Genomic DNA, 24,055 nt, shown 5'->3' with positions numbered 1-24,055 from the left:
TGCTAGCACGGGCGATTCATCTCCCACCTACGCTGGGCTTCGCCCCGGACGCTTAGAGGAGGGAGAATTCTCGCCTGATTTAGTTAAATAATCATCATCCTCATATCCGCTCAAGAAAGACCAACCTGAATCCCCTTCCCCGTTCGGATTGTCCCGCAACATGAAATGAAATTCTTCGCGCTCCAACACGTCCGCACTGACGATTACAAATGTATTAGCGTAATAATCCCATTTCTCCCCATCCGGCTCCTCGTATTCGGTCTGACAAATGTGCTCTATTCCAAATGAAAGTTCCGTGCCGACTTCGATCGGTAAATAATATGGCTCATTGTCGAGCACACCCTCAAATTGATTACATTGAACGGCTGTGATTTTCACCCACATGCGTTCACCACCATATCCATCAGACGAAGGGTGTTCGTTCGTAAAAATCAATTTCACTAAATCACCGACTTTCAATTGACGGAGTACTTCTTCGCTCGGGATATAAAACGTATACGGTGCAGCCCCATGCATCTCGCGCACGTCGTCTAAATACCACTTCATCAAATCCCTCCCTAATGTGAAATCATTCTCTTGTCAGTATAGGCTTTCTGACACGAGACAGACAAAACGAATTTCATCCTTTAGTACCACTTCATACACATTCACGTCTCAACGAAACCGCTTTGACACGTTATAATAGCTACACAACAAAGAGGTGATTTCATGAGTAAACGACAACAGAATAAAGAAGAACGTCTAAATCGCATTATCGAACAAGCCGAGATTTTGTTTCTACAAGACGGGTTTGAACGGGTGCAGATGCAAGACATCGCGGACGCAGCTGAAATCGGCGTCGCGACATTGTTTCGTTATTTCCCTAAAAAAGACCAACTGATCGTTGCCGCCGCAGTGCGCAACTTGACCCCGACACTTGAGACGTTCAAGCAATTGACGACAACGCCCGGAGACGCCTACACGCGACTCACGGCGGTGCTCGACCATATGCTCGACCAACAGATGAAACAGACGAACCATTCCCGTTTTCGCGAAGCGTTTGAAAGCTATGCGTCGTTCGTCGCGAGCCCGTTACCGGACATCGACGACTACATCGACTTGCAATGTGAGATTATCAAGACGCTTGACCCTTTAATTGAAGAAGGCAAGATGGACGGGTCGTTCCGAAACGACATCGATGTGAGGGCGACTCTCGTCACGATCATCAACGCGTTCGGGACGTTCGGAAACAACATCATCTTAAAGTCACACATCAGCTATTTAGAAGACGACATCGAGCCTATCATTCAGCAACGGGTGCTTCGAGAGATGCTCTTGTCCTATGTAAGGCCATAACGAAAGCCCCTTCGCGTGAAGGGGCTTTTGTTATGGTCGTTCGAAGCTCTTAGACACCTAGACGCTATAGTCACGTTTGTCCGGCCGAACATGCTCGCGGATGACGTCGAACCCGAGGATGTCGACATAGAACCGTTTCGCCTCATTATAGTTCGAGGCGATAATCGCCACGTGATGGATGGTATGTAGTTGCATCATAATCCCCCCCATATACAAAAAAATGAGCACCTCTCACTAGAGGTGCTCTCGAAAGTCTACCGCGACGGACCACGCTCCACAACGTGCTCCTAAAAGGAATGTCCGCCGTCTTACATAGACCAGCTCATCGCATGTACTCAACAATAAACGTTTCCATACGTCACGTCAATCTTTTGTTTGAAGCGGGTTGACATCTTTCTAAAAATTAGGATAATCAATAGTGTTAGCACTCTTATATATAGAGTGCCAAAATCGAACATACAAAAGGAGAACGATCATGACAAAGAAACAGTTTCAAGCCGAATCGAAACGAATTTTAGAGTTGATGGTCCACTCAATCTATACGCATAAGGACATCTTCCTCCGTGAGCTCATCTCGAACGCGAGTGACGCCATCGACAAGATGTACTACCGTGCCCTCTCGGACGAGGCAATTGACTTCAACAAGGACGACTACTTCATTAAAGTCGAGCTCGACAAAGACGCACGCACGATCACCATCCGTGACACCGGAATCGGGATGACGGCCGACGAGCTCGAATCGAACCTCGGCATCATCGCCAAGAGCGGATCGCTCGCGATGAAACAGGCGACGAAGATGGAAGAAGACCATAGCCTCATCGGCCAGTTTGGCGTCGGCTTCTACTCGGCGTTCATGGTCGCGGACCGTGTGACGGTGCGCACCCGCTCGGTCGACAGCGAGCAAGGTTACTTGTGGGAATCGGAAGGCACGGACGGCTACACGATTGAACCGACGGATAAGGCCGACATCGGGACCGAGATTACGTTACATGTGAAAGCTGACACGGACGACGAGACGTACTCGACGTTCCTCGAAGAGTACGAGATTCGTTCGCTCATCAAGAAACACTCGGACTTCATCCGCTATCCAATCAAGCTCGATGTGACGAAGCATCGTCAAAAAGACGACTCGGAAGAATACGAGGACTATATCGAAGAAGAGACAATCAACAGCATGGTGCCGATTTGGCGCAAACGGAAGAGCGAACTCTCGGACGAGGACTATAAGGCGTTCTATCACGAGAAGCGCTACGGCTTCGACGAGCCGCTCAAGCACCTCCACTTGAATGTCGACGGCACGATCCGCTACCAGTCGATCCTCTACATCCCATCGACGGTCCCGTTCGACTATTACACGAAAGAGTTCGAGAAAGGGCTCGAGCTGTACTCGAACGGCGTCTTGATCATGGAGAAGTCGCCTGATTTGCTTCCGGACTATTTTGGTTTCGTGAAAGGGATGGTCGACTCAGAAGATTTGTCGCTTAATATTTCCCGGGAGATGCTGCAGCAAGACCGTCAACTTCGCGTCATCGCCAAAAACGTGAAGTCGAAAATCAAAGGCATGCTCGAGAAGATGCTCCGCGACGAGCGTGAGGACTATGAGAAGTTCTTCGAGTCGTTCGGCCGTCAAATCAAGTTCGGCGTCTACGACCAGTTCGGTGCGGCCAAGGACGAGTTGAAAGACTTGCTCTTGTTCCACTCGTCGAACGAGAAGAAGCTCGTCACGCTCAACGAGTACGTCGCGCGCATGAAAGACGATCAAAAGTACATCTATTATGCAACGGGCGAATCGATTCACCGCATCGACCTCTTGCCGCAGGCGGAACGCTTGAAAGAAGAAGGCTTCGAGATTCTCTACTTCACAGAAGAAATCGACGAATTCGCCATCAAGATGCTCCAGTCGTATGACGACAAGGAGTTCAAGTCAATCGCGAGCGGTGACCTCGGTCTCGATGACGCCGAGGCCAATTCACTGAACGACGACAACAAGGACTTGTTCGCCTTCATGAAACAAGAGCTTGGCGACCGCGTCAAAGAAGTGCGCGCCTCAACACGACTCAAGTCACATCCGGTCTGCTTGACGGTCGCAGGTGACGTTTCGATTGAGATGGAGAAGATTTTGAACGCGATGCCGAACGGTGGCGGCATGAAAGCGGAGAAAGTGCTCGAAGTGAACGCCGACCACGCCATCTTCCAGACGTTACAGCGCGTCTATAAGGAAGACGAAGCGAAAGCGAAAAAGTATACGGATCTCCTCTATCAGCAAGCGCTCCTTATCGAAGGACTACCGATTGAAGATCCGGTCGCCTATTCGAACGCGGTGTGCGCGTTAATGGCAGAATAAAACAAAAAAAGCCTCTATCAGGAAGGGTTTGATTCTCCAGATAGGGGCCTTATTTTGTTTATTTAAAGTTATTGTACGTTCCTAAAAGCTGCATCTGAATCGCTTCTTGCAAGATATCTTTATTGTCCTCTTGCTCATGGACTTCTGCGATTCGATGGCTCATCCGCTCAATCAACCCGACGACGAGGGCGTTTCCCATCGTGAAGTAACGCTTGCGGTCCGTCATCGTACCCGTCCATCCATAAGGGAATCCGTTCAGCCCCTCGCACTCCTCAGGGCGCAAGTAACGAAGCTTCTTCGTCTGTGGATCTTCGATGACATGGCTCGAGCGATTGCATGTGCCTTCACTCGTCAACATGGTGCGGCCAGGAAGGTCGAGCGAGTCCGGATATGACATGCCGCCTTCCGCATACACATACACGTGACCGCTCGCCGAGGTCCGCTCGATTTTCTTCGGCCCTTTCAAGTAAGCCAACTCTTCCTGCTCGGTTCGACCAGATTTTTTAATCGTCTCGGTGTCCAAATAATACTGCTCCGGCGCAGGACCGAACTGCTCATATACCTCTTGGACCACATCACCGAGCGTCTTCGGCGCTTCGCGTTTCGGTAACGTCTCGAGCGTCGTCACCTGGTCGCCCGACATGACACCCGCGTTCCGGTATGTGGCCGAGAACGTGTCGGAGATTTCGACGATGTCTTTCGGCAGTTCGAACTGCGAGCCTGGATGTTTCTCACTCGTCAGTTCATGGACCGGGAACGTTGGTGCAAAGAAGCCTGACTCGAGAAGCCACGTCTCAGGATCGGCCTTGTGCGCCCGCACTGAGTGATTCAAATCGTTACGGGTCGCAAAGATGAAGATGCGACGGCGGCGTTGCGCGAACCCGTAGTCGGCCGCATTGACGACACGCCACTCGACCGTATAGCCTTGGTCGGCAAACGCACGAAGCATGACACTGAAGTCACGTCCCCGTTGCTTGGCCGGCGACTTCATGAGTCGATCGACGTTCTCGAGCAACACGTAAGGCGGTCTCTCTTGTTCGATGATGTTCATGATTTCCCAAAACAAGACACCCTTTTTCCCTTGAATCCCTTGCTCGTTCTTTAGGCTGCGCGACACGCTGTAGTCTTGGCAAGGAAACCCGCCTACTAACAGATGATGCGGGCCTGCCTCCATCCAAGAGAGGGCGATATCTTCGTTCGAATGAACCCCACGTCCCTTGAACCGTTCTGCGTAGCAATCAAAGGCCGGCTGGCTCTTCGTCGCCGGTTCCCATTGATTGCCCCAAACCACATCGAATTTGTCCGATGTAGGCTCGGCATTCACGTCTTTAATCCCTTCAAGTGCGATGCGGAAACCTCCTACACCAGCAAATAACTCAACTACTTTAATCAACGGGAACACCCTTTCGCATTTTCTATCTTAAATTTACTCTATTTTTAATTTCGACTCAATGGAAATAGTGTATCACGAACGATGAATTCGATCAAGCGGTACGCTATAATGGTTATATATGTAAACTGTAGGAGGAGTTATTTTGCGGTACGAAACGCTTCAAGAATTGATGGATAAGGCAAGAGAGGCCGAAGGAAAGACGTTCGGAGAAATCGACACGACCGGGCGCATCAAAAATGTCCGCTCGAAAGGTTCCCTCGGGCACATCATCGAAGAGAGCCATTTCGGCTACCAAATTAACTCGGACGCACGGCCTGATTTCGAGGAACTCGGCATCGAGTTGAAGGTCACCCCTTTCAAGAAAAACAAGAACGGTACATATTCATCGAAAGAGCGGCTCGTCTTGAACATGATTGATTATCATAACGAGCACGAGTATTCGTTCGAGACGTCGAGCTTCTTATCCAAAGCCACGAGCATGCTTATCATGCTTTATCAATATGAGCCGAACATCCCTATCGACGACTACCGTATCTACAAAGCATTCTTGAACGAGTTCTCAGAGGAAGACTTGGACGTGATGCGCCAAGACTGGGAGACGATTGTCGCAAAAATCAAACGTGGAGAGGCCCATTTGATTTCCGAGGCCGATACGATGTACTTATCGGCCTGCACGAAAGGAGCAAATGGTTCGGTCGTTCGCAGCCAACCGTTCTCAGAACAACCGGCAAAGCCACGTGCCTTTTCTCTCAAAGCTTCTTATATGTCAGGGCTCGTCCGTCAGTACTTGACCCCAGAATTGATGGAGTCAATCGCCAACCATGGTGAACTGAAAGAAATGTCGATTGAAGAACTCCTCGAGGCAAGACTCGCGCCTCATTACGGGAAGACGGTACTCGAATTATGCGAGGAGACGAGCATCCCATATAACCCGAGCAATAAAGCGATGATTCCGCGAGTCATGGCAAAACTTTTAGGAGTCAGAAAGACCAACTTGTCGAGCATCGAAGAGTTTGCGAAAGCGAACATCAAGTTCAAGACGATTGCCCGAGAGCCTGACGGCAAAATCCGAGAGCACATGTCATTCGGAAAAGTCGATTTCGACGCCTTGTCTCAAGACGATTGGGAAGAATCCGACTTGTACGACACGTTCGCCGAACAGAAATACCTCTTCCTTGTCTTCCGATATGACGAGGACTACGTTCCCAAACAAAAACGTATCCCTCGTTTCGAAGGGATACGCCTGTGGAACATGCCGCTTGGAACAGTCGACGGCGAATTGAAATCGATGTGGTGTGAGGCCCAGCGGGTGGTCCGTGCGGGCGTTCAACTGACACCTGTGAAACGTGGTGTCAAAAACAACCTTCCTGGTCCGACGTTCAACCGAGTCGCTCACGTACGCTCGAAAGCTTTAGATGGGAAAGATAAAGTGAAACTCCCAGACGGTCAGTGGATTACCAAGCAATCGTTCTGGTTAGACAAAAACTATATCCAGCAGATTCTAGACGCTTAACATGAGTATTTCCCTCCCTCAAGTGGAATCCTCTTACTGGAGGGAGGTGAAGGTATGGCCAGAAATGTACCGAAAGCATCGAGTCCAGCCGTCTTCAAGACGATGAGCGGGAATCGTGGCAAGGATACCAAAATGGAAGTGAAGGTCCGAAAAGCACTTTGGGCTGCCGGATATCGATATCGGAAGAACAATCGGAAGCTGTATGGGACACCAGACATCTCGTTTCCCGGACTCCGTGTCGTCGTCTTTTTGGACTCCTGCTATTGGCATGGCTGCCCCCTTCACTTTAAAATCCCGAAGACGAACGCCGAGTTTTGGCGACAAAAGATTGGACGTAACATCGAACGGGATGCCGACGTCACACGACACTACGTCGAGGAGGGATGGATCATCCTTCGGTTTTGGGAGCATCAGGTCAATGAGGACTTCGACCACGTGATTCATACCATCACCCATTTCGTCGACATGGCCAAGGTCAACCGTCATAGACGGAGCGGATGACAACCCTCACTCGTTAATCTAAATCCTCGTCAAACAATGGTTCATCAAACGTTTCCGTCGTATCATCAATCAACAGGTTCGTGTAGATTCCTTCTACACGGCCTCTTTTTTTGCCACCTTCATTCAAGTACTCGACGATTTTGAACGTGTCGGGCGCTTCAAGCCCGATGATGACGATTGGTACAGTCAACTGCGTGTTCAACGGCTTTAAATGATGGACATACTTCTCATACGTCCCGATAGCGTTATCGAAGTTTCCGGCACGCTGAAGTCGTTGGGTCGCACAAATAATCACACCAATCCGTGTTTGAATTGCCTTCTCGACATGATTCAACTCGCTCGCAATAACCGGTTTCAACAGATTCCATGCAATCGTTCCCGAATGATTGAAACCTACTTCCAGCGAGATATTCTCTTTAGCGAAATCAAGGCGCCACACGTTCTCTGAATAATCGCAATCTTGGAAAATCGGACTTTCGCTGGCCCAGCCTCTCTTAGAAAACTCCGATTTGAATAAATCATTCAAGGTTGAAGATAGACTTTTGTTCTTGTCCGCATACTTCTCTTCGAATTTTTGAATGATGTCGTCATCACTTATGGAATGTATGATGTCGTGGATTTCTCTCCAAATCTCTGTGAATTCCTCATCATTTTTAAGTATCGTCTCCCCGAAACGGTGTGAATGAATTCGATAGTTCAACTGTCTCACCCTTTTGTCTGTAATTGATAATGATGTACTTTATGACGAGAATCATTGCTGTTTCTTCAATTAATTCAAAATCTCATCACTCCTAATCACTTTATCAGGATACATGATTGAAAACAAAATCACACTTATTTTGTAATCGTTTTCTTTCCTTACATAGAGCGTTTCAAAGATAAAACGTTGATGTATCAACATTTTTCCAGACATGCAAACGCCTTGACATTTTTGGTCGGTTATATGAAGTTAGTATTACATTATAATTATTCTAGTAGAGACAAAAAGTCCACTAGAGTAAAAAACCAAGGAGGACATACCCCATGTCATTAATCGGCAAAGAAATCTTACCTTTCAAAGCACAAGCATTCCAAACAGGTGAATTCCTCGAAGTATCGGACAACGACTTCAAAGGTCAATGGAGCGTCGTTTGCTTCTACCCGGCTGACTTCACATTCGTCTGCCCAACTGAACTTGAAGACCTTCAAAACGAATACGCGACACTCAAAAACCTCGGCGTCGAAGTCTACTCAGTATCGACTGACACACACTTCACGCACAAAGCATGGCACGAAACATCAGAGAAAATCGGCAAAATCGAGTACATCATGATCGGTGACCCATCACACACGATCTCACGTAACTTCGACGTCTTGAACGAAGAAGATGGCCTTGCTGACCGCGGTACGTTCATCATCGACCCAGACGGCGTCATCCAAACAGTTGAAATCAACGCAGACGGTATCGGCCGTGACGCAAGCACGCTCGTCAACAAAATTAAAGCGGCACAATACGTCCGCAACAACCCAGGCGAAGTTTGCCCGGCGAAATGGGAAGAAGGATCTGCAACACTTCGCCCGAGCCTCGACCTCGTCGGCAAGTTGTAAGGAGCGGATTTCATGTTAGAAGCAGATATTAAACAACAGTTGGACCAATATCTCCAGCTCATGGAGGGCGACGTCGTCCTCCGTGTCAGCGCTGGAGACGACGCGGTCTCTAAAGAGATGCTCGACCTCGTGAATGAACTCGCGAGCATGTCGTCACGCATCTCGTTCGAGCATGTCACGCTCGAACGCACACCGAGCTTCAGCGTGAGCCGTCCGTCTGAAGAGACTGGGATTGTCTTCGCAGGGATTCCGCTCGGTCATGAGTTCACGTCACTCGTCCTCGCGTTGCTCCAAGTGAGCGGCCGGGCACCGAAAGTAGACGCGGATGCGATCAAACAGATTCAAAATATTCAAGGCACGTACCACTTCGAATCGTATATCAGCCTCAGCTGCCACAACTGCCCGGACGTCGTCCAGGCACTCAACGTCATGAGCGTCCTCAACCCGAACATCTCACACACGATGATCGACGGTGGCGCGTTCAAGGCAGAAGTGGAAGCGAAAGAGATCATGGCTGTCCCGACCGTCTTCTTGAACGGTGAGGCGTTCGGCAACGGACGCATGTCACTTGAAGAGATTTTGGCGAAACTCGGAACTGGTCCTGACGCTTCGGCGTTTGAAAACAAAGACCCGTATGACGTCCTCGTCATCGGTGGCGGCCCAGCCGGTGCGAGCGCAGCGGTTTACGCGGCTCGTAAAGGCATCCGGACCGGCATCGTCGCGGAACGCTTTGGTGGTCAAGTGATGGACACGATGGGGATTGAGAACTTCATCGGCACATCTTACACGGAAGGCCCGAAACTCGTCGCGAGCTTGGAAGAGCACGTGAAAGAATACGGCATCGACGTCATGAACCTCCAGCGCGCGAAGCGTCTTGAGAAAACTGACCTCGTCGAAGTCGAACTTGAGAACGGTGCCGTCTTGAAGAGTAAGAGCGTCATCCTGTCGACTGGTGCACGCTGGCGCAACGTCAACGTACCAGGTGAAGCCGAGTTCAAAAACAAAGGTGTCGCCTACTGCCCGCACTGTGATGGCCCGCTCTTCGAAGGCAAGCGCGTCGCGGTCATCGGTGGCGGTAACTCTGGGATTGAAGCAGCCATCGACCTCGCTGGAGTCGTCAAACACGTGACGGTGCTCGAGTTCGCTGCCGAACTCAAAGCTGACCAAGTGCTTCAAGACCGTCTCCACAGCCTCCCGAACGTGACCGTCGTCACGAACGCTCAGACGACAGAAATCACGGGTACGGACAAAGTGAACGGCATCTCGTACTTGTCTCGTGAGACGAATGAGACACATCACGTCGAACTCGAAGGCGTCTTCGTCCAAATCGGCCTCGTTCCGAACACGGACTGGCTCGACTCGGTCGAACGCAACAACTTCGGTGAGATCGTCGTCGACCGTCACGGCGCGACGAACGTCCCAGGTGTGTTCGCAGCAGGTGACTGCACGAACAGCGCCTACAAACAGATCATCATCTCGATGGGCTCTGGTGCGACGGCCGCACTCGGTGCTTTCGATTATATGATTCGCAACTAATGTAAAATGCGTCCTCGAACCTGAGGACGCATTTTTTAGATTTCGAATGATTTTCCAGAGTCCGGGATGAACAACAACTTTTGTCCCGCTTCTGTTTTAAAGACATAGGCGACATTTGAAATGAACGGGTTCAACTCGTCCCCTTCCGTGCGCACACTTTCTGTATACGTGACGTTTCCATACGCCGTAGACAGCTCTTGTTGTGCCGCAGCGACCGAGTAAGTCGGAATCGATAAGACAATCGTCGCACCGACCAAAAAGACAGCCACGAACGCAGACCACCATTTACGTTTCGGATACGTCACTCTCAATAAAATCAAGATTGAAACCATCCAACTAATCGGCACCCAAAACGTCGCTGCATTTCCATACCAGATGTCATTTACATAAAGTAACGCAATCGTCAAAATTAATCCGCTGATCCACCACCACTTCATCCCCATCACCTCTCTATGATTATCCCAAAAACAGGAAAATTAGCAACTTCATTTTGGTTTACTCCAACCGATTCAAACGTTTGATTCCCCGGGAAAGTGGAATATCGGACAAGAGAACGGATTTTGAATGAGGAGGCATTTTATGAACATCCCAACAATCAAACTACATGACGGCTACGAGATTCCGGCAATCGGGCTCGGCACCGTTTATTTACGAGGTGAACCGGGCGTCGACGCCATCACGAGCGCCATTCGCAACGGCTATCGTCTCATCGATTCGGCAATTCGCTATGACAATGAAGGAACGGTTGGCGAAGCCGTCCGGCAATCCGGCATCCCGCGCGAGCAACTGTTTTTGACGTCCAAGCTTCGCGCCCAATACTTCGACTACGACGATGCGCTCGAGATGATTCGTGAGTCGCTCTACCGGGCGAATCTCGACTATTGGGACTTGTTCTTGTTGCATTGGCCGAACCCGAAACAAGACAAATACGTCGAGGCGTGGCGTGCCCTTATCCAAGCGAAAGAGAACGGGTGGATCCGCTCCATCGGCGTCTCGAACTTTATGCCCGAGCATCTCGACCGTTTGATTGAGGAGACGGGTGAGACACCGGTCATCAACCAAATCGAGCTCCACCCATACTTCTCCCAAGTGGAGCAGCGTCAGGCTGACAAAGAGCGCGGCATCATAACCGAAGCGTGGAGCCCACTCAGTCGCGCCCGCACTGTCATCCATGACGAGACGATCACCGAGCTCGCACGACAAAAAGGGAAGACCGTGTCGCAAGTCATCTTGCGCTGGCACGTCCAACTCGGTGTCATCCCACTCCCGCGTTCGTCGAGCGAGATGCACCAAAAAGAGAATCTCGACGTCTTCAACTTCGAATTGACCGAGGGCGAGATGGAGAGGCTCAACGCGCTGACAAAACCGGATGGACGTATCGATAATCAAGACCCGAGAGAATATGAAGAGTACTAAAAAAGATTGAGCCGCGACGGGCTCAATCTTTTTGTCGTCAAAACGCAGGAATCGCCGTTTCGTCGTAGTTCTCTTCTAAGAAGGCACGGACTTCGTCACTTGTGAGTGCCTCGCCGAGCTTCTGAATCGCTTCGTCGTCTTGATTGTCCTCACGGGCGACGAGTGTGATCGCGAAGTCGTTATCGACACCTTCCGTCAAGAGGGCGTCCGTCTTCGGCGTCAAACCGAGCGGTGCCGCGTAGGCCGGCGTCATGAGGACTGCATCGACGTCGTCATACGCGCGCGCGAGCATGAGCAAATCGACTTCCTCGAACTTGAGGTTCTTCGGATTTTCCGTAATATCGGCTTGCGTGTAATACGAACCGTTTTTCTCACCGAGCTTGATCACATCGTGTTGCGCGAGCAATGAGAGCGAACGGTCGATGTTCGACACGTCGTTCGCGATGGCAATCGTCGCGCCTTCCGGGATGTCGTCCATGTTGTCATACTTTTTCGAGTAGACACCGTAGTTGGCGAAGTAAATCGGTTCGATTGGGACGAGGTTAGCATCATTGCTGCGGTTGAACTCTTCCATGTACGGGACGTGTTGGAAGAAGTTCGCATCGACTTCTTTCGCCGCGAGCGCCGTGTTCGGTTGGACGTTGTCACCGAGGACGACGATTTCGAGCTCGATGTTGTCTTCTGCGAGTTGCTCTTTCGCGATTTCAAGCATATCCGTCATCGGTGGGATGAGCGATGCGACTTTGAGCGTCTGCGGCTCGTTCGACGGGGCTTCCGTCGTGTTCGTTTCTGAATCGTTCCCACACGCTGCGAGGACGAGCGTGAGTGAAGCGAAGAGGGCCATTAATTTTTTCATTGGTTTTCCTTCTTTCTGTGTTTGATTAGCGTTTGTCGATGAGACGGGCCACGGTCGTACCGGTGAACTGAATCATCTGGACGAAGAGGAGCATGATGAGAATCATGTACATCATGAGCTCCGTCTTGAACTGTTGATAGCCGTAGCGGATGGCGAAGTCACCGATGCCGCCGCCCCCGACCACCCCCATGATGGTCGAGTACGAAATGAAGCTGATGATGGACGTCGTCAGCCCGAGGACGAGACCGGAACGGGCCTCGACGAATAAGAACTTGAAGATGACGTCTTTGATGGACGCCCCCATCGATACCGCCGCCTCGACGACGCCGCGCGGGACGTCTAAGAGCGATTGCTCGACGAGGCGCGAGTAATGGGCGATGGCGATGATGGCGAGCGGCACGGTTGCCGCCGCCGTCCCGATAGCCGTTCCGATGATGAGCCGCGTAAATGGAATCAAAAACACGACGAGTAACAGGAACGGGAACGAGCGGACGATATTGACGATCAAGTTGAGCACGGAGAAGACGGCCCGATTTTCGAGCAGTTGCCCTTTTCGTGACAAGTAGAGCCACGTCCCGAGCGGCAGGCCGAGGAGGACGGCCGCGAGAATCGAGACGCCGACCATGATGAACGTCTCGCCGATCGATTGCCAAATCTCGGTCTGATATTGCAGGAGCACCTCAGGCATGTGGTTCACCTGCCTTCTTCAGTTGATCGACGAACCAGGACGGATTGTCGTCGATGTCTGCGACCCCACTCGGAATGACATCAATCGTCTCATACACCGAACCGTCCGTCATGACGGTCACGCGGTCGCACACTTGTTTGATGACGTCCATCTCATGTGTCACGATGACGATGGTGACGCCGAGCCGCTCGTTAATCGACTTTAACACGCCGAGCACTTCAGCCGTCGTATTCGGGTCGAGCGACGACGTCGGCTCATCACATAACAAGACGTGCGGTTCGTTCGCGAGCGCCCGCGCGATGGCGACGCGTTGCTTCTGTCCCCCGCTCAGTTGGGCCGGATACTTGTCCTTGAACGATTCGAGCCCGACGAAACGGAGACATTCGAGCACCCGTTCCTTGTGCGTCGCTCTCGGTCGACCGGCTAGCTTGAGTGGTGCGACGACGTTGTCATAGACGGTCTTATTGGCGACGAGGTTGAACTGCTGAAAGATCATCCCGATGACGTGTCGCTTTTCGCGAAGCTGCCGTGTCGAGAGCGAGGTCAGCACGGACCCGTCAATCTCGACCGTGCCGCTGTCCGGCGTCTCGAGCAAGTTCATGAGCCGGAGCACCGTCGACTTACCGGCACCGCTCGCCCCGATAATGCCGTAGATTTCCCCACGGTCGACGTGGAGCGAGACGTCCTTTACAGCTATATCGCGTCCAAACTGTTTGCGTACATTCGTTAACGTAATCATCGACTGTCCCTTTCCTCATGAGATCTGTGTGATACCCGTACCCCATTTTAGCGAAGTAAAGGACAAATGTCAGTTCTTCCGCTCCATCCAATCGGCTTCAGAACATTTCACTTCCCAATCGCCCACCTCGGCCTCTATAATGAAAACAGATAATACCATAGGGGGTATATAAAAATGACAATTGAAATCGGATTGACCTTCGCCGTCCTGGCGCTGGCGATTTTCCTGTTTGTGACCGACAAGCTCCGGACCGACCTCGTCGCCGTCTTAATTATGGTCATCTTGCCGTGGACCGGCGTCATCACGGCGAACGAGGCGTTTTCTGGATTCGCCTCGAACGCGGTCATCTCGGTGATTGGGGTCATGTTAATCGGATATGGCGTTGAACGCTCCGGTATCATGTCCGTCGTCGCGGGCTTCATCACGAAACGTGTCGACGTCAAAGAAAAGAACGTGATGGCAACGACGTCGACGACCGTCGGCCTCATCTCGGCGTTCATGCAAAACATCGGTGCGGCTGCTCTATTCTTGCCGGCGCTGAAACGCATCAGCAAGAATGCGAACATCCCGGCCTCGAAACTGATCATGCCGATGGGCTTCGCCGCCATCCTCGGTGGGACGCTGACAATGGTCGCCTCGGGTCCGCTTATCATCTTGAACGACTTGTTGACCGAGTCGGGATTTGACGCCTTGAACTTGTTCGCCGTCACGCCAATCGGGCTCGCCTTGCTTGCGACGGGAATTCTATATTTTTATTTCGCGGGAAATCTCGTCTTACCGAAAGCTTCAGGTGAGAAGCTAGCGACGAGCGCCTCGTTCATGCAAGAGACGCACAACTTGACGACCGACATCCATGAGTTCGACGTCAACGCCCGGCTTACCGGCTCGACGATTGAACAACTCGATATTTGGTCGACGTACGGTCTCAACATCCTCGCCCTTCGTGAAGATGTGAGTCACGTCTATGGCCCATGGCGGAAAACGCACCTCGCCGAAGGGCAGACGCTCGCTGTTCTTGGGACGAAGGACGCGGTGGAGCGGTTCGCAGACGATTATGGTGTGAACATTAAGCCCGAGCTCGAACACTTCGCCTCGCTTGAGAACGAAGATGAGAGCGGCTTCGCCGAAATTATCATCCCACCGACATCGCCGTTCATCGGCAAGACGCTTCGCGACATCGGCTTCCGGAAAAACTTCCGGCTCGAACCGCTCGCCGTCGTCGGCAACGACGGAACGAAGACGGCACTTGAGGACGTCCCGTTTGAAGCCGGGATGCAGCTCATCGTCTACGGTCGTTGGCAAGATTTAATCAACCTTCGTAACGGTCGCGAAGTCGCGGTGCTCAGTGACGTGAAAGCACCCGAACTCGCACCACAACAAAACAAGAAAAAGCCGGCACTGTTCGCAATCGTCGTCTCACTCGGACTCGTCTTCATGGGCTTTCCACTGTCGCTCAGCTTTTTCACCGGCGCCTTGCTCATGATCTTGCTCGGCGTCATCCCGAAAGAAGAGATTTATCCGGCAATCGATTGGAAGACCGTCTTCTTGCTCGCCGGGCTCATCCCGCTCGGTACGGCATTCGAGAAGAGCGGAGCGGCCGCCTATACGGCGAACGCCATCGTCAACCTCGTCGGAGGATGGAGCACTCTCGCCATCTTGTTCATCATCGGGCTCATCACGATGTTCTTTTCGCTCTTTATGTCGAACGTCGCCGCAACGGTCTTGCTCGTCCCACTCGTCCTCATGATGGCCGACACGTTCAGCATGGACCCAATCGGACTCGCCCTTCTCGTCGCCGTCTCGGCCTCGAACTCGTTCATCTTGCCGACGCACCAAGTGAACGCCTTCATCATGGGACCCGGTGGTTATCGGAACGCCGACTATATGAAAGCCGGCGGCATCATGAGCCTACTTTTCCTCGTCGTCTCGGTACTGATGGTGTACGTATTGTTCATGTAACACAAAAAAGGAGGAATCCGCAGATTCTTCCTTTTTTGATGCGCTTAAATCGGATGACGTTTGAAGTGTTCGGCAATGTGGGCGCGCATCGCCTCCCGATTCTCAGCAAAGATGCGATGCCGGTGTCCGTTCCCACCGGAAGGGTGCGGAAACCCGCTCACGACACGCGCTGGATCAATCAGATCGCGGTCGACGAGCGTCTCGACGGCGCGGCGCACGTTGATACCCATCGGCAAGATCAGCGCGTCTTTCAGTAAAGCCATCTCGTCCGCGAACATCCCGTCGATATAGGAGCCGAACAAATCCGTCTTCAACAGGTCCGGGCTCGCCCCATTATAGTTTTTCCCTTTATAGAACACCGGGTACGGCAAGACGGCCGTGTTTTGGACGAGGTGGTTCGCAGGCCCGAACAAGTCGAGCGTCGTCTCGATGCCGAGGTGACGATGTAAGTCCAAGTCGTCGAGCATCGTCACCAAGTTTTTTCGAATCGGCCCTGAGAAACTCCCTCGTTGTTTGACGGACCGGAGCGCCTCCTCCTCCGGGGCATTTGCCAAATCACGAATCGCCTCGAACGACTGACGCATCTGGTACAGGCCCGGCGTGATGCCGGCGATGACGACTTTCGCATCCGGATTGACGTATTCGAACGGCGCGTAATAAATCTCGAGCGGTTTGACCGGGTCTGCTTCGAACAAGAACGTCTCACTCTTCAACGTCGCTTCTTCTAAGTCCGCCAAATCGAGAATCTTTTGTTTATAGGCTTGAAAGTGGTCGGTTCTCATCGGCATGGTCATTCCTCCTTTATTGTCTGTTCTCAATAGTGACTGTATTGAAACGCCGACCGTCGCCTCAGTTTGACGCTTACGCCTTGCTTTTGTATAGTTAGGAACGACAAAAACGAATGGAGGAGTGCCATTTTGACTCCAAACGAAACGAGCTCGACCCGGCTGCTTGATTTGCTCGCCTCACGCCACGATCAAATCCGACGCATCAGCGAGCAGGCTTGGAACGACAAGCACGACATCTATATCTCGAACTCGGAATGGTACGTGCTCGCCCGGATTTATCAAAAGAAACCGACCATCGCCGAGGTGACACGAGGCGTCCACGTCTCCCGCCAGGCCATCCATAAACTCATTAAAAACTTGGACACGAAAGGGCTCGTCCTCGTGACCGACCATCCGACGAGCCGAAAAGATAAATGCATCGAACTGACCGCGCTCGGCGTGACGTGTTACGAACAAAACGAGGCGCTCAAGGCGAGCCTCGAGCGAGACATCGCCAACGCCCTTGGTGACGAGGCGTTCCAACAACTGCAGACGTTGCTTCAAGCCGATTGGAAACTGTAGACCCTTCAACGGAAAGGGTCTTTTTTTCACGGACCACATCTTCCTCTAAATGTCAACCGAGTTGACATTTTACATCATGAACTACTATACTTGATGAAAGGGAGAGGTGATCGATTTGTTCAAAAAAGGTGATTTAATGATTTATTCGACCCACGGCGTCTGTCAAATCGACGACATTTCCGATAAGACAATCGCAGGTGAGACCAAGTCGTACTACACGCTTCATCCAATCAACAACACGCAGAAGCTTCAAATCAGCATCCCGGTCGACAGCGACAAAGTGATGATGTTGACGCTTCTTGAAGCGACGGAGGCAAAATCGATTCTCGAGTCGTTTCGTTCCCCTGGCGTCGAGTGGAATCCCCACCCGAACAACCGGAACCGTGAATTTTTGAACGTCGTCCATTCGGGCAATCGCCAAGAGATTGCACAAGTAATCAACACACTGGCACGTCGGAAGGCAGAGGCCGATTTGTTGAACAAGAAACTGTACGAGCAAGACCGTAAAATCTTAGAGAACGCTAAAACGATTCTCGTCAAAGAGTTGTCGCTCGCGCTCAAGCAGTCAGAAACTGAAATCGAACAACAGATTGCCTCGTATTTAAGCGAAGAAGCCATCGCTTCCGTTTGATTGGACCCTTCCGTGCGAAGCGGTCTTTTTTTATTTGAAAATGTAAAAGAAAAAGCGAGAATCTTTTCGTATTCTCGCTTTTGCTCATTTAATTGTGGACGACGCCTTTCTCTTTCAAACCGAGCGCCATCGCCGTCGATTCGTGAATCGTCTTGAACAGCTCCGGATGCTCCGAGAGCGAGACGCCGTAAGACGGCACCATCTCTTTGATTTTCGGCTCCCATTCCGGCATACGTGTCGGGAAGCACTGTTCGAGCACTTTCAACATGACGTGAACGGCCGTCGACGCGCCCGGTGACGCGCCGAGGAGTGCCGCGACCGATCCGTCTTCGGCGCTGACGACTTCCGTGCCGAACTGTAGCGTCCCTTTGCCTTGTGGTGTGTCTTTAATGACTTGGACACGCTGTCCGGCGACGACGATCTCCCAGTCCTCGTTCTTCGCGGTCGGGATGAACTCGCGGAGCTCGTCCATTCGTTTGTTGTGCGACAAGAGCACCTGCTCGATCAAATATTTCGTGAGCGGCATCTCTTTCGCCCCAGCCGCGAGCATCGTCATGAGATTATACGGCTTGACCGATTGAATCAGGTCGAGGTTCGATCCCTTCTTCAAAAACTTCGGCGTGAAACCGGCGAACGGTCCAAACAACAGCTCTTTTTGATTGTTGATGTAACGCGTATCAAGGTGCGGTACCGACATCGGCGGTGCGCCGACCTTCGCCTTGCCGTATACTTTCGCGTGGTGTTGCTCGATGACGTCACGGTTCTTACAGACGAGGAACAAACCGCTCACCGGGAAGCCGCCGATATGCTTCGATTCCGGAATACCCGTCTTTTGAAGGAGGTGCAAGCTACCGCCGCCACCACCGATAAAGAGGAACGGGGCCGTATGTGTCTCGATCGTGTTCGACGCGATGTCCTTCACTTTCACTTCCCAGAGCCCGTTCGTGAGCCGCTTGACGTCCTCAACGCTATGCTTGTAGTTGACCTCGACACCTTGGTCCGTCAAATGATCGAACAGCATGCGCGTGAGCGCGCCGAAGTTGACGTCTGTCCCCGTATCGATTTTCGTCGCTGCGATCGGCTCGTCGACGGGACGTCCTTCCATGACGATCGGCATCCAGTCACGAAGCTGTTCCGGATCGTCCGATAAGACCATCCCTTCGAACAACGGATTATTTGTTAGCGCTTCCAAACGTTTTTTCAAGAAGCGGATATCTTTCTCGCCTTGCACCATGCTCATATGTGGAATCGAGCGGATGAAGTCTTCCGGTTGTTGAATCAGTCCTTTGTTGACGAGATGCGCCCAAAACTGACGCGAAATTTGGAACTGTTCATTGACGCTGATCGCTTTTGCGATGTCGAGCGTGCCGTCCGGCTTCTCGGTCGTATAGTTCAACTCGCAAAGGGCAGCGTGGCCCGTCCCGGCGTTGTTCCATTCATTCGAACTCTCTTCCCCTGCACTTTCGAGCTTCTCGAACACTTTGATTTCCCACTCCGGTATAAGCTCTTTAAAGAGCGACCCGAGCGTCGCGCTCATCACTCCTGCACCAATCAAAATGACGTCTGTTTTCTTTTGGACACTGCTCATGAAAACCCCATCCTTCTCCCCTGAATTTGTGCGGGAGACCGCCGTTTAAATCCCCATTCATCGGCAGTCCCGTTTATAATCGTTATACTGATTATAACGCTTTTGTGATGAATGATAAGAGTTAAGTACGGAATTCTTTAATTTGATTCCTGCTTAATTCTACATGACGAATAGGAATGATATGATTGACGTAATTGAAGAATAAATAGAGTGGGGCGATTTGATGAAAAAGACGGTAAAAGTTGTGGCAGCGGTGATTGAAAATCAAAATAAAGAAATCCTTTGCGCCCTTCGCTCAACAAATATGTTGATCCCGAACATGTGGGAGTTTCCTGGTGGAAAAGTTGAAGACGGCGAAAATTTGCAAGAAGCACTTAAACGCGAGATTTTCGAAGAATTAGCATGTGAAATCAAAGCGCACGAAGTGATTAATGAACATGTACATGAATATGACACGTTCATCATTCAATTGATTTCATTGCGTGCCGAGTTGCAATCAGGAACGCCTGTTGCGACAGAACACGATGCGTTAATTTGGCTGAAACGTGAAAACTTGCATTCACTTGTTTGGGCTCCTGCAGACATCCCAGCGGTCAATGATGTCATCAACCAAAAAACGAAAGCCGAGACGTGAGTTTACACGTACTCGGCTTTCATTAATGTGTCTGTTCGTGTAAGTAGTCGTAGATTTGTTGATCAACACGTTCTTGGAGAAGTAGATTCATCGTAACAACAGACAATTCTTGTCTGTCTTGACTCATCATAGTCGTATCTCGTACGGATTCAAGATCCGGTGTAACTTCTCCTAAATAGTAGAAGTCTCCACCTTCATCGTCATCTTTTTTCACAAAAAGATGAATATCGATGTTTCTTTCCTTCGATTTTATAATCTTTTGTACTTCCTCCGATTTAGTTGTTCTTCTGCTTCGTGTGTACCAATGAAATACTTCAGGATTAATAAACGCATCGCCATAATTCACACTGGCCTCCACATCTTCGCCTTTATGGTAAGTTACAAAGATTGGACATGTTTGATGCTTAATCTTATAGCCATACATCGTTGACTGTTCTTCTTTGTCCCAATTTAGTAAGCGACAAGCGTCTTTCCTCGTATATTTTTCAAGTCTCGTTAATGGTTTTGTCTGATCATATCGTTGACCTCTAGCTAAGGAAGCTGTTAACACATCATTAAACAGTTGAGTGAACCATTCATCTTTTAATAAAAACTGCATATGAGATGAAAATCTATACTCTTCATTTTCCCAAGAAATTAGGGAATGCCCTCCATATTTTAATTGATCCGCGTCTTTAAAAAAGTTTAGTGATAGTACGTTTTCTAAAGATTGAATGGTAGCTTTATCACTTCTTATTCCCTGCTCACGCAAGCGATAAATAAAGTCCTCTTTGCTTAAACTTTCTTGCTCCAACAGAAGTTCCATTAACAACACTTCATGTACTCGTTTTCCTGACAATAACTCTTGAGTCACCATCAACAGAACTTTTGAGTGCGCGGAAGAAAGGTCAGGAAGATCGTGCTCCACTATATTTAAAAAGGCACCGTAATGACCCTTCTTTGTTCCAATAACAATGGGATCCATTGAATAATGTGCCACAAAATCGCTTAACATCGGAGGTCGTCCTAAACGGTTTTTTAAATTGTGATAGGCTTCTTTTAAAACCTTTAAGTCAGTTAGTTTTGCTTGATTAATCGATTCGTAAATTCGTTCTTTTGCGATGGCTTCAAAGTTAATGGTCGACGTGCCAGAAATATAGCTACGATCAATTACTTTTCTCCGAATCGAATCTTTGTTTTGAGAGCGGTCTCCGGATAAAGCGATTGGAATCAAATAGTTATTTTTGTAGTTAGCGATGAAATCGATAACGGTCACGTATTGTTTTGAGCTGTGTTTTCTTAATCCTCGTCCTAGTTGTTGAATAAAAATAATGCTTGATTCTGTCTGTCGCAACATGACGACTTGATTAATGCTTGGAATATCAATTCCTTCGTTGAATATATCAACTGTTAAAATGTAATCTAGACGACCCTCTTCCAAATTAGTCACTTCAACTCGTCTCTTTTCTTGCGAATCATCCCCCGTTAAAGCACATGTCCGAAAACCTCGATGATTCAATTCCTCAGAAAGTCGTTTCGCTTCTCGTTTTGAACTACAGAACATCAAACCACATAAACGCTCTCCAGAAAAACCATAGTAATCAATCTTCTCGATAATTCGTTCTACACGTTCCTCTGACACGAGCTGAGTGAATACATCAAATTCAACTTGATTTCCACTCACTTCAAGATCTGTCACTCCAAAATAGTGAAACGGGCATAACATATCTTCTTCAAGCGCTTCTTGTAACCGAATCTCATATGCAATGTTGTAATTAAACAACTTAAATAAATCATATCCGTCTGAACGTTCAGGAGTTGCTGTCATTCCTAATAAAAATTGTGGTTTAAAATGTTCTATAATTCGTTGGTATGTAACCGCTCCTGCTCGGTGACTCTCATCAATCAATACGTAGTCAAATGTGCCTCGGTCAAACTGATCTAATGTTTCTTGTTTAGAAATTGTTTGGATCGTTGCAAAGACATATCTAGCCCCCATTGCTCGACTCGAACCTGAAAGGATACCAAAATCAGCTTCATCCCCACCAATGACTCGATGAAAATCATTCTTTGCTTTTTGCAAAATCTGTTCGCGATGCACTACGAATAGCATTCGCTTCGGTCGATAACGACGAACGTCAAACGCGGCTAAATATGTTTTTCCGGTGCCCGTCGCTGATACGACAAGCGCTCTTGTATTTCCGTGCGCACGAACGGCCTCAATTCCACTTAAAGCTGCTAGTTGCATCGAATTCGGTTCTACTTGTAATGCTTCTTTTAATCGATTTACTCCATACGAGTCTGGAAACTCAGCTACACGTTCTCCAAAGACTGGACGATACGAACGTTCGTAAGCTGAAATCCATTCAAGTGTCAACGGAACTGAAACATTCCACATTTCTTCAAACTGATCGAGGAAGTGCCCGACAATTTCTCCATTCTCGTGAGAGGTCAACTTCAGATTCCACTCGTAATTTGTCTTTAACGCTCCAGACGTCAAATTAGAACTTCCAACAATTAATGAGTAGTACTCTTCGTGTTGAAAAATGTATCCCTTAGAGTGGAAGGCCTCAACTTTTGAAATGCGGATATCTACATTTTTCAGTTTTAATAGTTCTTTAAAGACTTTAGGTTGATTGAAGTATTGGTACGTTGAAGTCATGATTTTTCCACGGATACCTTTGTCATGTAAGTCGGAAAGCGTAGATTTTAACGTAGCTAAGCCAGCTTCCGTAATAAATGCAACCGAGATTAAGAATGATTGACATCCTTTCAATTCGTCTAGAAGTGAAGTAAGTACATCTTGTCGCTTATGTTTTTCATTCATTAAAAGTTCAGGTTTAAAGGGACTCACATGATGATGATGCTTATCAATAAATCCCTTTTCTAACGAATTTTTAAGTTGTTCTGTGAAATGGGTCATACATACCTCCAACATGATTTATACTAAATTCAAATAATTTCAATACCAAGATTTTATTTTACATATATTTCATTATTATCTTCTGCACAAAAATGATCAAGGAGGAACTTCATGTCTACAATCTATCTCATCCGCCATTGCTCCGCCACCGGCCAAGCACCGGACGCCCCCCTCACCGAGGCCGGTGACCGACAAGCGCTCGCCCTCGCTGACTTCTTTCAAAACATTCCCATCAATCGCATCATCTCGAGCGACTACACGCGAGCCATCGCTTCGATCGCACCGCTCGCCGTATCCAAGCAACTGACCATCGAGACGGAGCCGAAGTTGCGGGAACGCATCCTCTCGCTTGAGCCGCGTGACGATTGGTTTGACTTGCTCCGTCACTCGTTCGAGGATGCCTCATTCGCCTTACCCGGTGCCGAGTCAGGTCAAGATGCGACGGAGCGGATTTTGAGTGTCATCGATTCACTCGACGACGTAAACGGCACGACCGTCCTCGTGACGCATGGCAATCTGCTCGCGCTCCTCCTCCAACATGTGGATAACCGCTTCGACTTCGACACGTGGCGCACACTCAGTAATCCCGACGTCTATCGCCTCAAAGTTGTGGATAACTCTTGGTCGGTCGAACGCGTCTGGACCGTTCCTGCCTGTGGATAACGTTATCCACAGAAAAAGCCGCCTCGACTGAGACGGCTTGCGCATCTTACTTTTCCACGAAGAACATCGAGATGGCGCCGAGCCCGACGTGCGTCCCGACCGAGACACCCATCTGCATGAGGTAACTCTCCCCATCAAAGTCTGTCTCCGCCTCGATTTTCGCTTTCAAATTCTCGGCAATCTTCTAATCTGACGTATAGCCGATGATGATGAAATTCGTGATGTCGCGATCACAACGTTTCACGAACTGTTCGGTTTGACACTCCCACGGCTAAAGCCGCAAGCTCACCCTTCGGGATGAGTGGGATTCTGAAGTGCTTGTGCGAGCGCAATCCATTTCTGTTTTGCTCAAACCTTCAGATGAGGGTGTGCCATCACCCCTCCTGAGACAGACCATATAGGTTCTCAGGCTGATTGACTA

General features: G+C 49.8%; 24 protein-coding genes. 12 read left to right on the top strand and 12 right to left on the bottom strand.

The window, feature by feature from the left end:
• Nucleotides 1-27: 27 nt before the first annotated feature.
• Nucleotides 28-546: an immunity protein Imm33 domain-containing protein gene (locus KNP76_RS14030; RefSeq protein ID WP_214844881.1), complete on the bottom strand. Its 519-nt coding sequence runs from the start codon at nt 544-546 to the stop codon at nt 28-30.
• A gap of 162 nt (nt 547-708) precedes the next feature.
• Here KNP76_RS14030 and KNP76_RS14025 point away from each other — a divergent pair, with 162 nt between their 5' ends.
• A complete protein-coding gene (locus tag KNP76_RS14025) occupies nt 709-1,335 on the top strand; it encodes a TetR/AcrR family transcriptional regulator (RefSeq protein ID WP_211780187.1) in 627 nt (208 codons plus the stop codon).
• A gap of 57 nt (nt 1,336-1,392) precedes the next feature.
• Here the strand turns inward: KNP76_RS14025 and KNP76_RS14020 are convergent, their stop codons facing one another.
• Nucleotides 1,393-1,530, bottom strand: a complete 138-nt coding sequence (locus KNP76_RS14020; RefSeq protein ID WP_211780188.1) for a VOC family protein — start codon at nt 1,528-1,530, stop codon at nt 1,393-1,395.
• A 280-nt stretch (nt 1,531-1,810) separates the two neighbouring features.
• Between KNP76_RS14020 and htpG the strand changes: the two genes are divergently transcribed.
• Nucleotides 1,811-3,679: a molecular chaperone HtpG gene (htpG, locus tag KNP76_RS14015; RefSeq protein WP_214844880.1), complete on the top strand. Its 1,869-nt coding sequence runs from the start codon at nt 1,811-1,813 to the stop codon at nt 3,677-3,679.
• Nucleotides 3,680-3,737: 58 nt separating this feature from the next.
• Here htpG and dcm read toward each other — a convergent pair whose 3' ends face one another.
• Entirely contained in the window at nt 3,738-5,072 is a 1,335-nt protein-coding gene (gene dcm, locus KNP76_RS14010) for a DNA (cytosine-5-)-methyltransferase (protein WP_214840839.1), read from the bottom strand.
• A gap of 142 nt (nt 5,073-5,214) precedes the next feature.
• Between dcm and KNP76_RS14005 the strand changes: the two genes are divergently transcribed.
• A complete protein-coding gene (locus KNP76_RS14005) occupies nt 5,215-6,585 on the top strand; it encodes a Sau3AI family type II restriction endonuclease (RefSeq protein WP_214844879.1) in 1,371 nt (456 codons plus the stop codon).
• 54 nt (nt 6,586-6,639) lie between these two features.
• The gene (locus tag KNP76_RS14000) at nt 6,640-7,086 is read left to right on the top strand and encodes a very short patch repair endonuclease (RefSeq protein ID WP_034803600.1); all 447 of its coding nucleotides are present in this window, start codon (nt 6,640-6,642) and stop codon (nt 7,084-7,086) included.
• 13 nt (nt 7,087-7,099) lie between these two features.
• Here KNP76_RS14000 and KNP76_RS13995 read toward each other — a convergent pair whose 3' ends face one another.
• On the bottom strand, nt 7,100-7,795 hold the full coding sequence (locus tag KNP76_RS13995) for a BglII/BstYI family type II restriction endonuclease (RefSeq protein WP_371816256.1): 696 nt from the start codon (nt 7,793-7,795) through the stop codon (nt 7,100-7,102).
• 314 nt (nt 7,796-8,109) lie between these two features.
• Here KNP76_RS13995 and ahpC point away from each other — a divergent pair, with 314 nt between their 5' ends.
• On the top strand, nt 8,110-8,673 hold the full coding sequence (ahpC, locus tag KNP76_RS13990; RefSeq protein ID WP_114165035.1) for an alkyl hydroperoxide reductase subunit C: 564 nt from the start codon (nt 8,110-8,112) through the stop codon (nt 8,671-8,673).
• Nucleotides 8,674-8,685: 12 nt separating this feature from the next.
• Nucleotides 8,686-10,209 carry an alkyl hydroperoxide reductase subunit F gene (gene ahpF / locus KNP76_RS13985; RefSeq protein ID WP_214844877.1) on the top strand — a complete coding sequence of 508 codons (1,524 nt, stop codon included), beginning with the start codon at nt 8,686-8,688 and terminating at the stop codon, nt 10,207-10,209.
• Between the two features lie 35 nt (nt 10,210-10,244).
• Here the strand turns inward: ahpF and KNP76_RS13980 are convergent, their stop codons facing one another.
• The gene (locus KNP76_RS13980; protein WP_214844876.1) at nt 10,245-10,646 is read right to left on the bottom strand and encodes a hypothetical protein; all 402 of its coding nucleotides are present in this window, start codon (nt 10,644-10,646) and stop codon (nt 10,245-10,247) included.
• A 142-nt stretch (nt 10,647-10,788) separates the two neighbouring features.
• On the opposite strand from KNP76_RS13980, the gene KNP76_RS13975 reads away from it, so the two are divergent.
• On the top strand, nt 10,789-11,625 hold the full coding sequence (locus tag KNP76_RS13975; protein WP_214844875.1) for an aldo/keto reductase: 837 nt from the start codon (nt 10,789-10,791) through the stop codon (nt 11,623-11,625).
• A gap of 37 nt (nt 11,626-11,662) precedes the next feature.
• Here KNP76_RS13975 and KNP76_RS13970 read toward each other — a convergent pair whose 3' ends face one another.
• From KNP76_RS13970 to KNP76_RS13960, 3 genes are read right to left on the bottom strand one after another with little or no spacing between them, the layout of a single operon-like run.
• The gene (locus KNP76_RS13970) at nt 11,663-12,481 is read right to left on the bottom strand and encodes a MetQ/NlpA family ABC transporter substrate-binding protein (RefSeq protein ID WP_214844874.1); all 819 of its coding nucleotides are present in this window, start codon (nt 12,479-12,481) and stop codon (nt 11,663-11,665) included.
• A 25-nt stretch (nt 12,482-12,506) separates the two neighbouring features.
• Nucleotides 12,507-13,169, bottom strand: a complete 663-nt coding sequence (locus tag KNP76_RS13965; protein ID WP_214844873.1) for a methionine ABC transporter permease — start codon at nt 13,167-13,169, stop codon at nt 12,507-12,509.
• Nucleotides 13,162-13,908, bottom strand: coding sequence for a methionine ABC transporter ATP-binding protein (locus KNP76_RS13960; protein WP_214844872.1), 747 nt, complete (start codon nt 13,906-13,908; stop codon nt 13,162-13,164). The genes KNP76_RS13965 and KNP76_RS13960 overlap by 8 nt, the downstream gene beginning before the upstream one ends.
• A gap of 174 nt (nt 13,909-14,082) precedes the next feature.
• On the opposite strand from KNP76_RS13960, the gene KNP76_RS13955 reads away from it, so the two are divergent.
• Complete coding sequence (locus tag KNP76_RS13955; protein WP_214844871.1) at nt 14,083-15,867, top strand: SLC13 family permease; 1,785 nt, start codon at nt 14,083-14,085, stop codon at nt 15,865-15,867.
• 44 nt (nt 15,868-15,911) lie between these two features.
• On the opposite strand, the gene KNP76_RS13950 is transcribed toward KNP76_RS13955, so the two are convergent.
• Nucleotides 15,912-16,655 (bottom strand): hypothetical protein, encoded by a 744-nt coding sequence (locus tag KNP76_RS13950; RefSeq protein ID WP_051622466.1) that lies wholly within the window; start codon nt 16,653-16,655, stop codon nt 15,912-15,914.
• 129 nt (nt 16,656-16,784) lie between these two features.
• Between KNP76_RS13950 and KNP76_RS13945 the strand changes: the two genes are divergently transcribed.
• Both KNP76_RS13945 and KNP76_RS13940 read left to right on the top strand, forming a co-directional pair.
• Complete coding sequence (locus tag KNP76_RS13945; protein ID WP_214844870.1) at nt 16,785-17,216, top strand: MarR family winged helix-turn-helix transcriptional regulator; 432 nt, start codon at nt 16,785-16,787, stop codon at nt 17,214-17,216.
• A 106-nt stretch (nt 17,217-17,322) separates the two neighbouring features.
• Nucleotides 17,323-17,847 (top strand): CarD family transcriptional regulator, encoded by a 525-nt coding sequence (locus tag KNP76_RS13940; protein ID WP_081825769.1) that lies wholly within the window; start codon nt 17,323-17,325, stop codon nt 17,845-17,847.
• 88 nt (nt 17,848-17,935) lie between these two features.
• On the opposite strand, the gene mqo is transcribed toward KNP76_RS13940, so the two are convergent.
• Nucleotides 17,936-19,435, bottom strand: a complete 1,500-nt coding sequence (gene mqo, locus KNP76_RS13935) for a malate dehydrogenase (quinone) (RefSeq protein ID WP_034806304.1) — start codon at nt 19,433-19,435, stop codon at nt 17,936-17,938.
• Nucleotides 19,436-19,658: 223 nt separating this feature from the next.
• Here mqo and KNP76_RS13930 point away from each other — a divergent pair, with 223 nt between their 5' ends.
• Entirely contained in the window at nt 19,659-20,069 is a 411-nt protein-coding gene (locus tag KNP76_RS13930) for a (deoxy)nucleoside triphosphate pyrophosphohydrolase (protein WP_034806301.1), read from the top strand.
• Between the two features lie 22 nt (nt 20,070-20,091).
• On the opposite strand, the gene KNP76_RS13925 is transcribed toward KNP76_RS13930, so the two are convergent.
• Nucleotides 20,092-22,971: a DEAD/DEAH box helicase gene (locus KNP76_RS13925; RefSeq protein WP_034806298.1), complete on the bottom strand. Its 2,880-nt coding sequence runs from the start codon at nt 22,969-22,971 to the stop codon at nt 20,092-20,094.
• A 111-nt stretch (nt 22,972-23,082) separates the two neighbouring features.
• On the opposite strand from KNP76_RS13925, the gene KNP76_RS13920 reads away from it, so the two are divergent.
• Complete coding sequence (locus KNP76_RS13920) at nt 23,083-23,634, top strand: histidine phosphatase family protein (RefSeq protein ID WP_214844869.1); 552 nt, start codon at nt 23,083-23,085, stop codon at nt 23,632-23,634.
• 46 nt (nt 23,635-23,680) lie between these two features.
• Here KNP76_RS13920 and KNP76_RS15970 read toward each other — a convergent pair whose 3' ends face one another.
• On the bottom strand, nt 23,681-23,803 hold the full coding sequence (locus KNP76_RS15970; RefSeq protein ID WP_256440956.1) for a hypothetical protein: 123 nt from the start codon (nt 23,801-23,803) through the stop codon (nt 23,681-23,683).
• Nucleotides 23,804-24,055: the final 252 nt, after the last annotated feature.

The sequence above is a fragment of the Exiguobacterium sp. s150 genome (assembly GCF_018618435.1).
Taxonomy (GTDB): Bacteria; Bacillota; Bacilli; order Exiguobacteriales; family Exiguobacteriaceae; genus Exiguobacterium; species Exiguobacterium alkaliphilum.
This window is presented reverse-complemented; position numbering and strand designations above follow the sequence as displayed.

Coding starts and splice junctions, on each gene's coding strand:
- KNP76_RS13950 (WP_051622466.1), bottom strand. CDS start 16,655: ATGCCGATGAGAACCGACCACTTTCAAGCCTATAAACAAAAGATTCTC.
- KNP76_RS14020 (WP_211780188.1), bottom strand. CDS start 1,530: ATGCAACTACATACCATCCATCACGTGGCGATTATCGCCTCGAACTAT.
- KNP76_RS13930 (WP_034806301.1), top strand. CDS start 19,659: ATGAAAAAGACGGTAAAAGTTGTGGCAGCGGTGATTGAAAATCAAAAT.
- mqo (WP_034806304.1), bottom strand. CDS start 19,435: ATGAGCAGTGTCCAAAAGAAAACAGACGTCATTTTGATTGGTGCAGGA.
- KNP76_RS13965 (WP_214844873.1), bottom strand. CDS start 13,169: ATGCCTGAGGTGCTCCTGCAATATCAGACCGAGATTTGGCAATCGATC.
- KNP76_RS14030 (WP_214844881.1), bottom strand. CDS start 546: ATGAAGTGGTATTTAGACGACGTGCGCGAGATGCATGGGGCTGCACCG.
- KNP76_RS13975 (WP_214844875.1), top strand. CDS start 10,789: ATGAACATCCCAACAATCAAACTACATGACGGCTACGAGATTCCGGCA.
- ahpF (WP_214844877.1), top strand. CDS start 8,686: ATGTTAGAAGCAGATATTAAACAACAGTTGGACCAATATCTCCAGCTC.
- KNP76_RS14025 (WP_211780187.1), top strand. CDS start 709: ATGAGTAAACGACAACAGAATAAAGAAGAACGTCTAAATCGCATTATC.
- KNP76_RS13925 (WP_034806298.1), bottom strand. CDS start 22,971: ATGACCCATTTCACAGAACAACTTAAAAATTCGTTAGAAAAGGGATTT.
- KNP76_RS13920 (WP_214844869.1), top strand. CDS start 23,083: ATGTCTACAATCTATCTCATCCGCCATTGCTCCGCCACCGGCCAAGCA.
- KNP76_RS13980 (WP_214844876.1), bottom strand. CDS start 10,646: ATGAAGTGGTGGTGGATCAGCGGATTAATTTTGACGATTGCGTTACTT.
- KNP76_RS13960 (WP_214844872.1), bottom strand. CDS start 13,908: ATGATTACGTTAACGAATGTACGCAAACAGTTTGGACGCGATATAGCT.
- KNP76_RS14000 (WP_034803600.1), top strand. CDS start 6,640: ATGGCCAGAAATGTACCGAAAGCATCGAGTCCAGCCGTCTTCAAGACG.
- KNP76_RS13955 (WP_214844871.1), top strand. CDS start 14,083: ATGACAATTGAAATCGGATTGACCTTCGCCGTCCTGGCGCTGGCGATT.
- htpG (WP_214844880.1), top strand. CDS start 1,811: ATGACAAAGAAACAGTTTCAAGCCGAATCGAAACGAATTTTAGAGTTG.
- KNP76_RS13970 (WP_214844874.1), bottom strand. CDS start 12,481: ATGAAAAAATTAATGGCCCTCTTCGCTTCACTCACGCTCGTCCTCGCA.
- ahpC (WP_114165035.1), top strand. CDS start 8,110: ATGTCATTAATCGGCAAAGAAATCTTACCTTTCAAAGCACAAGCATTC.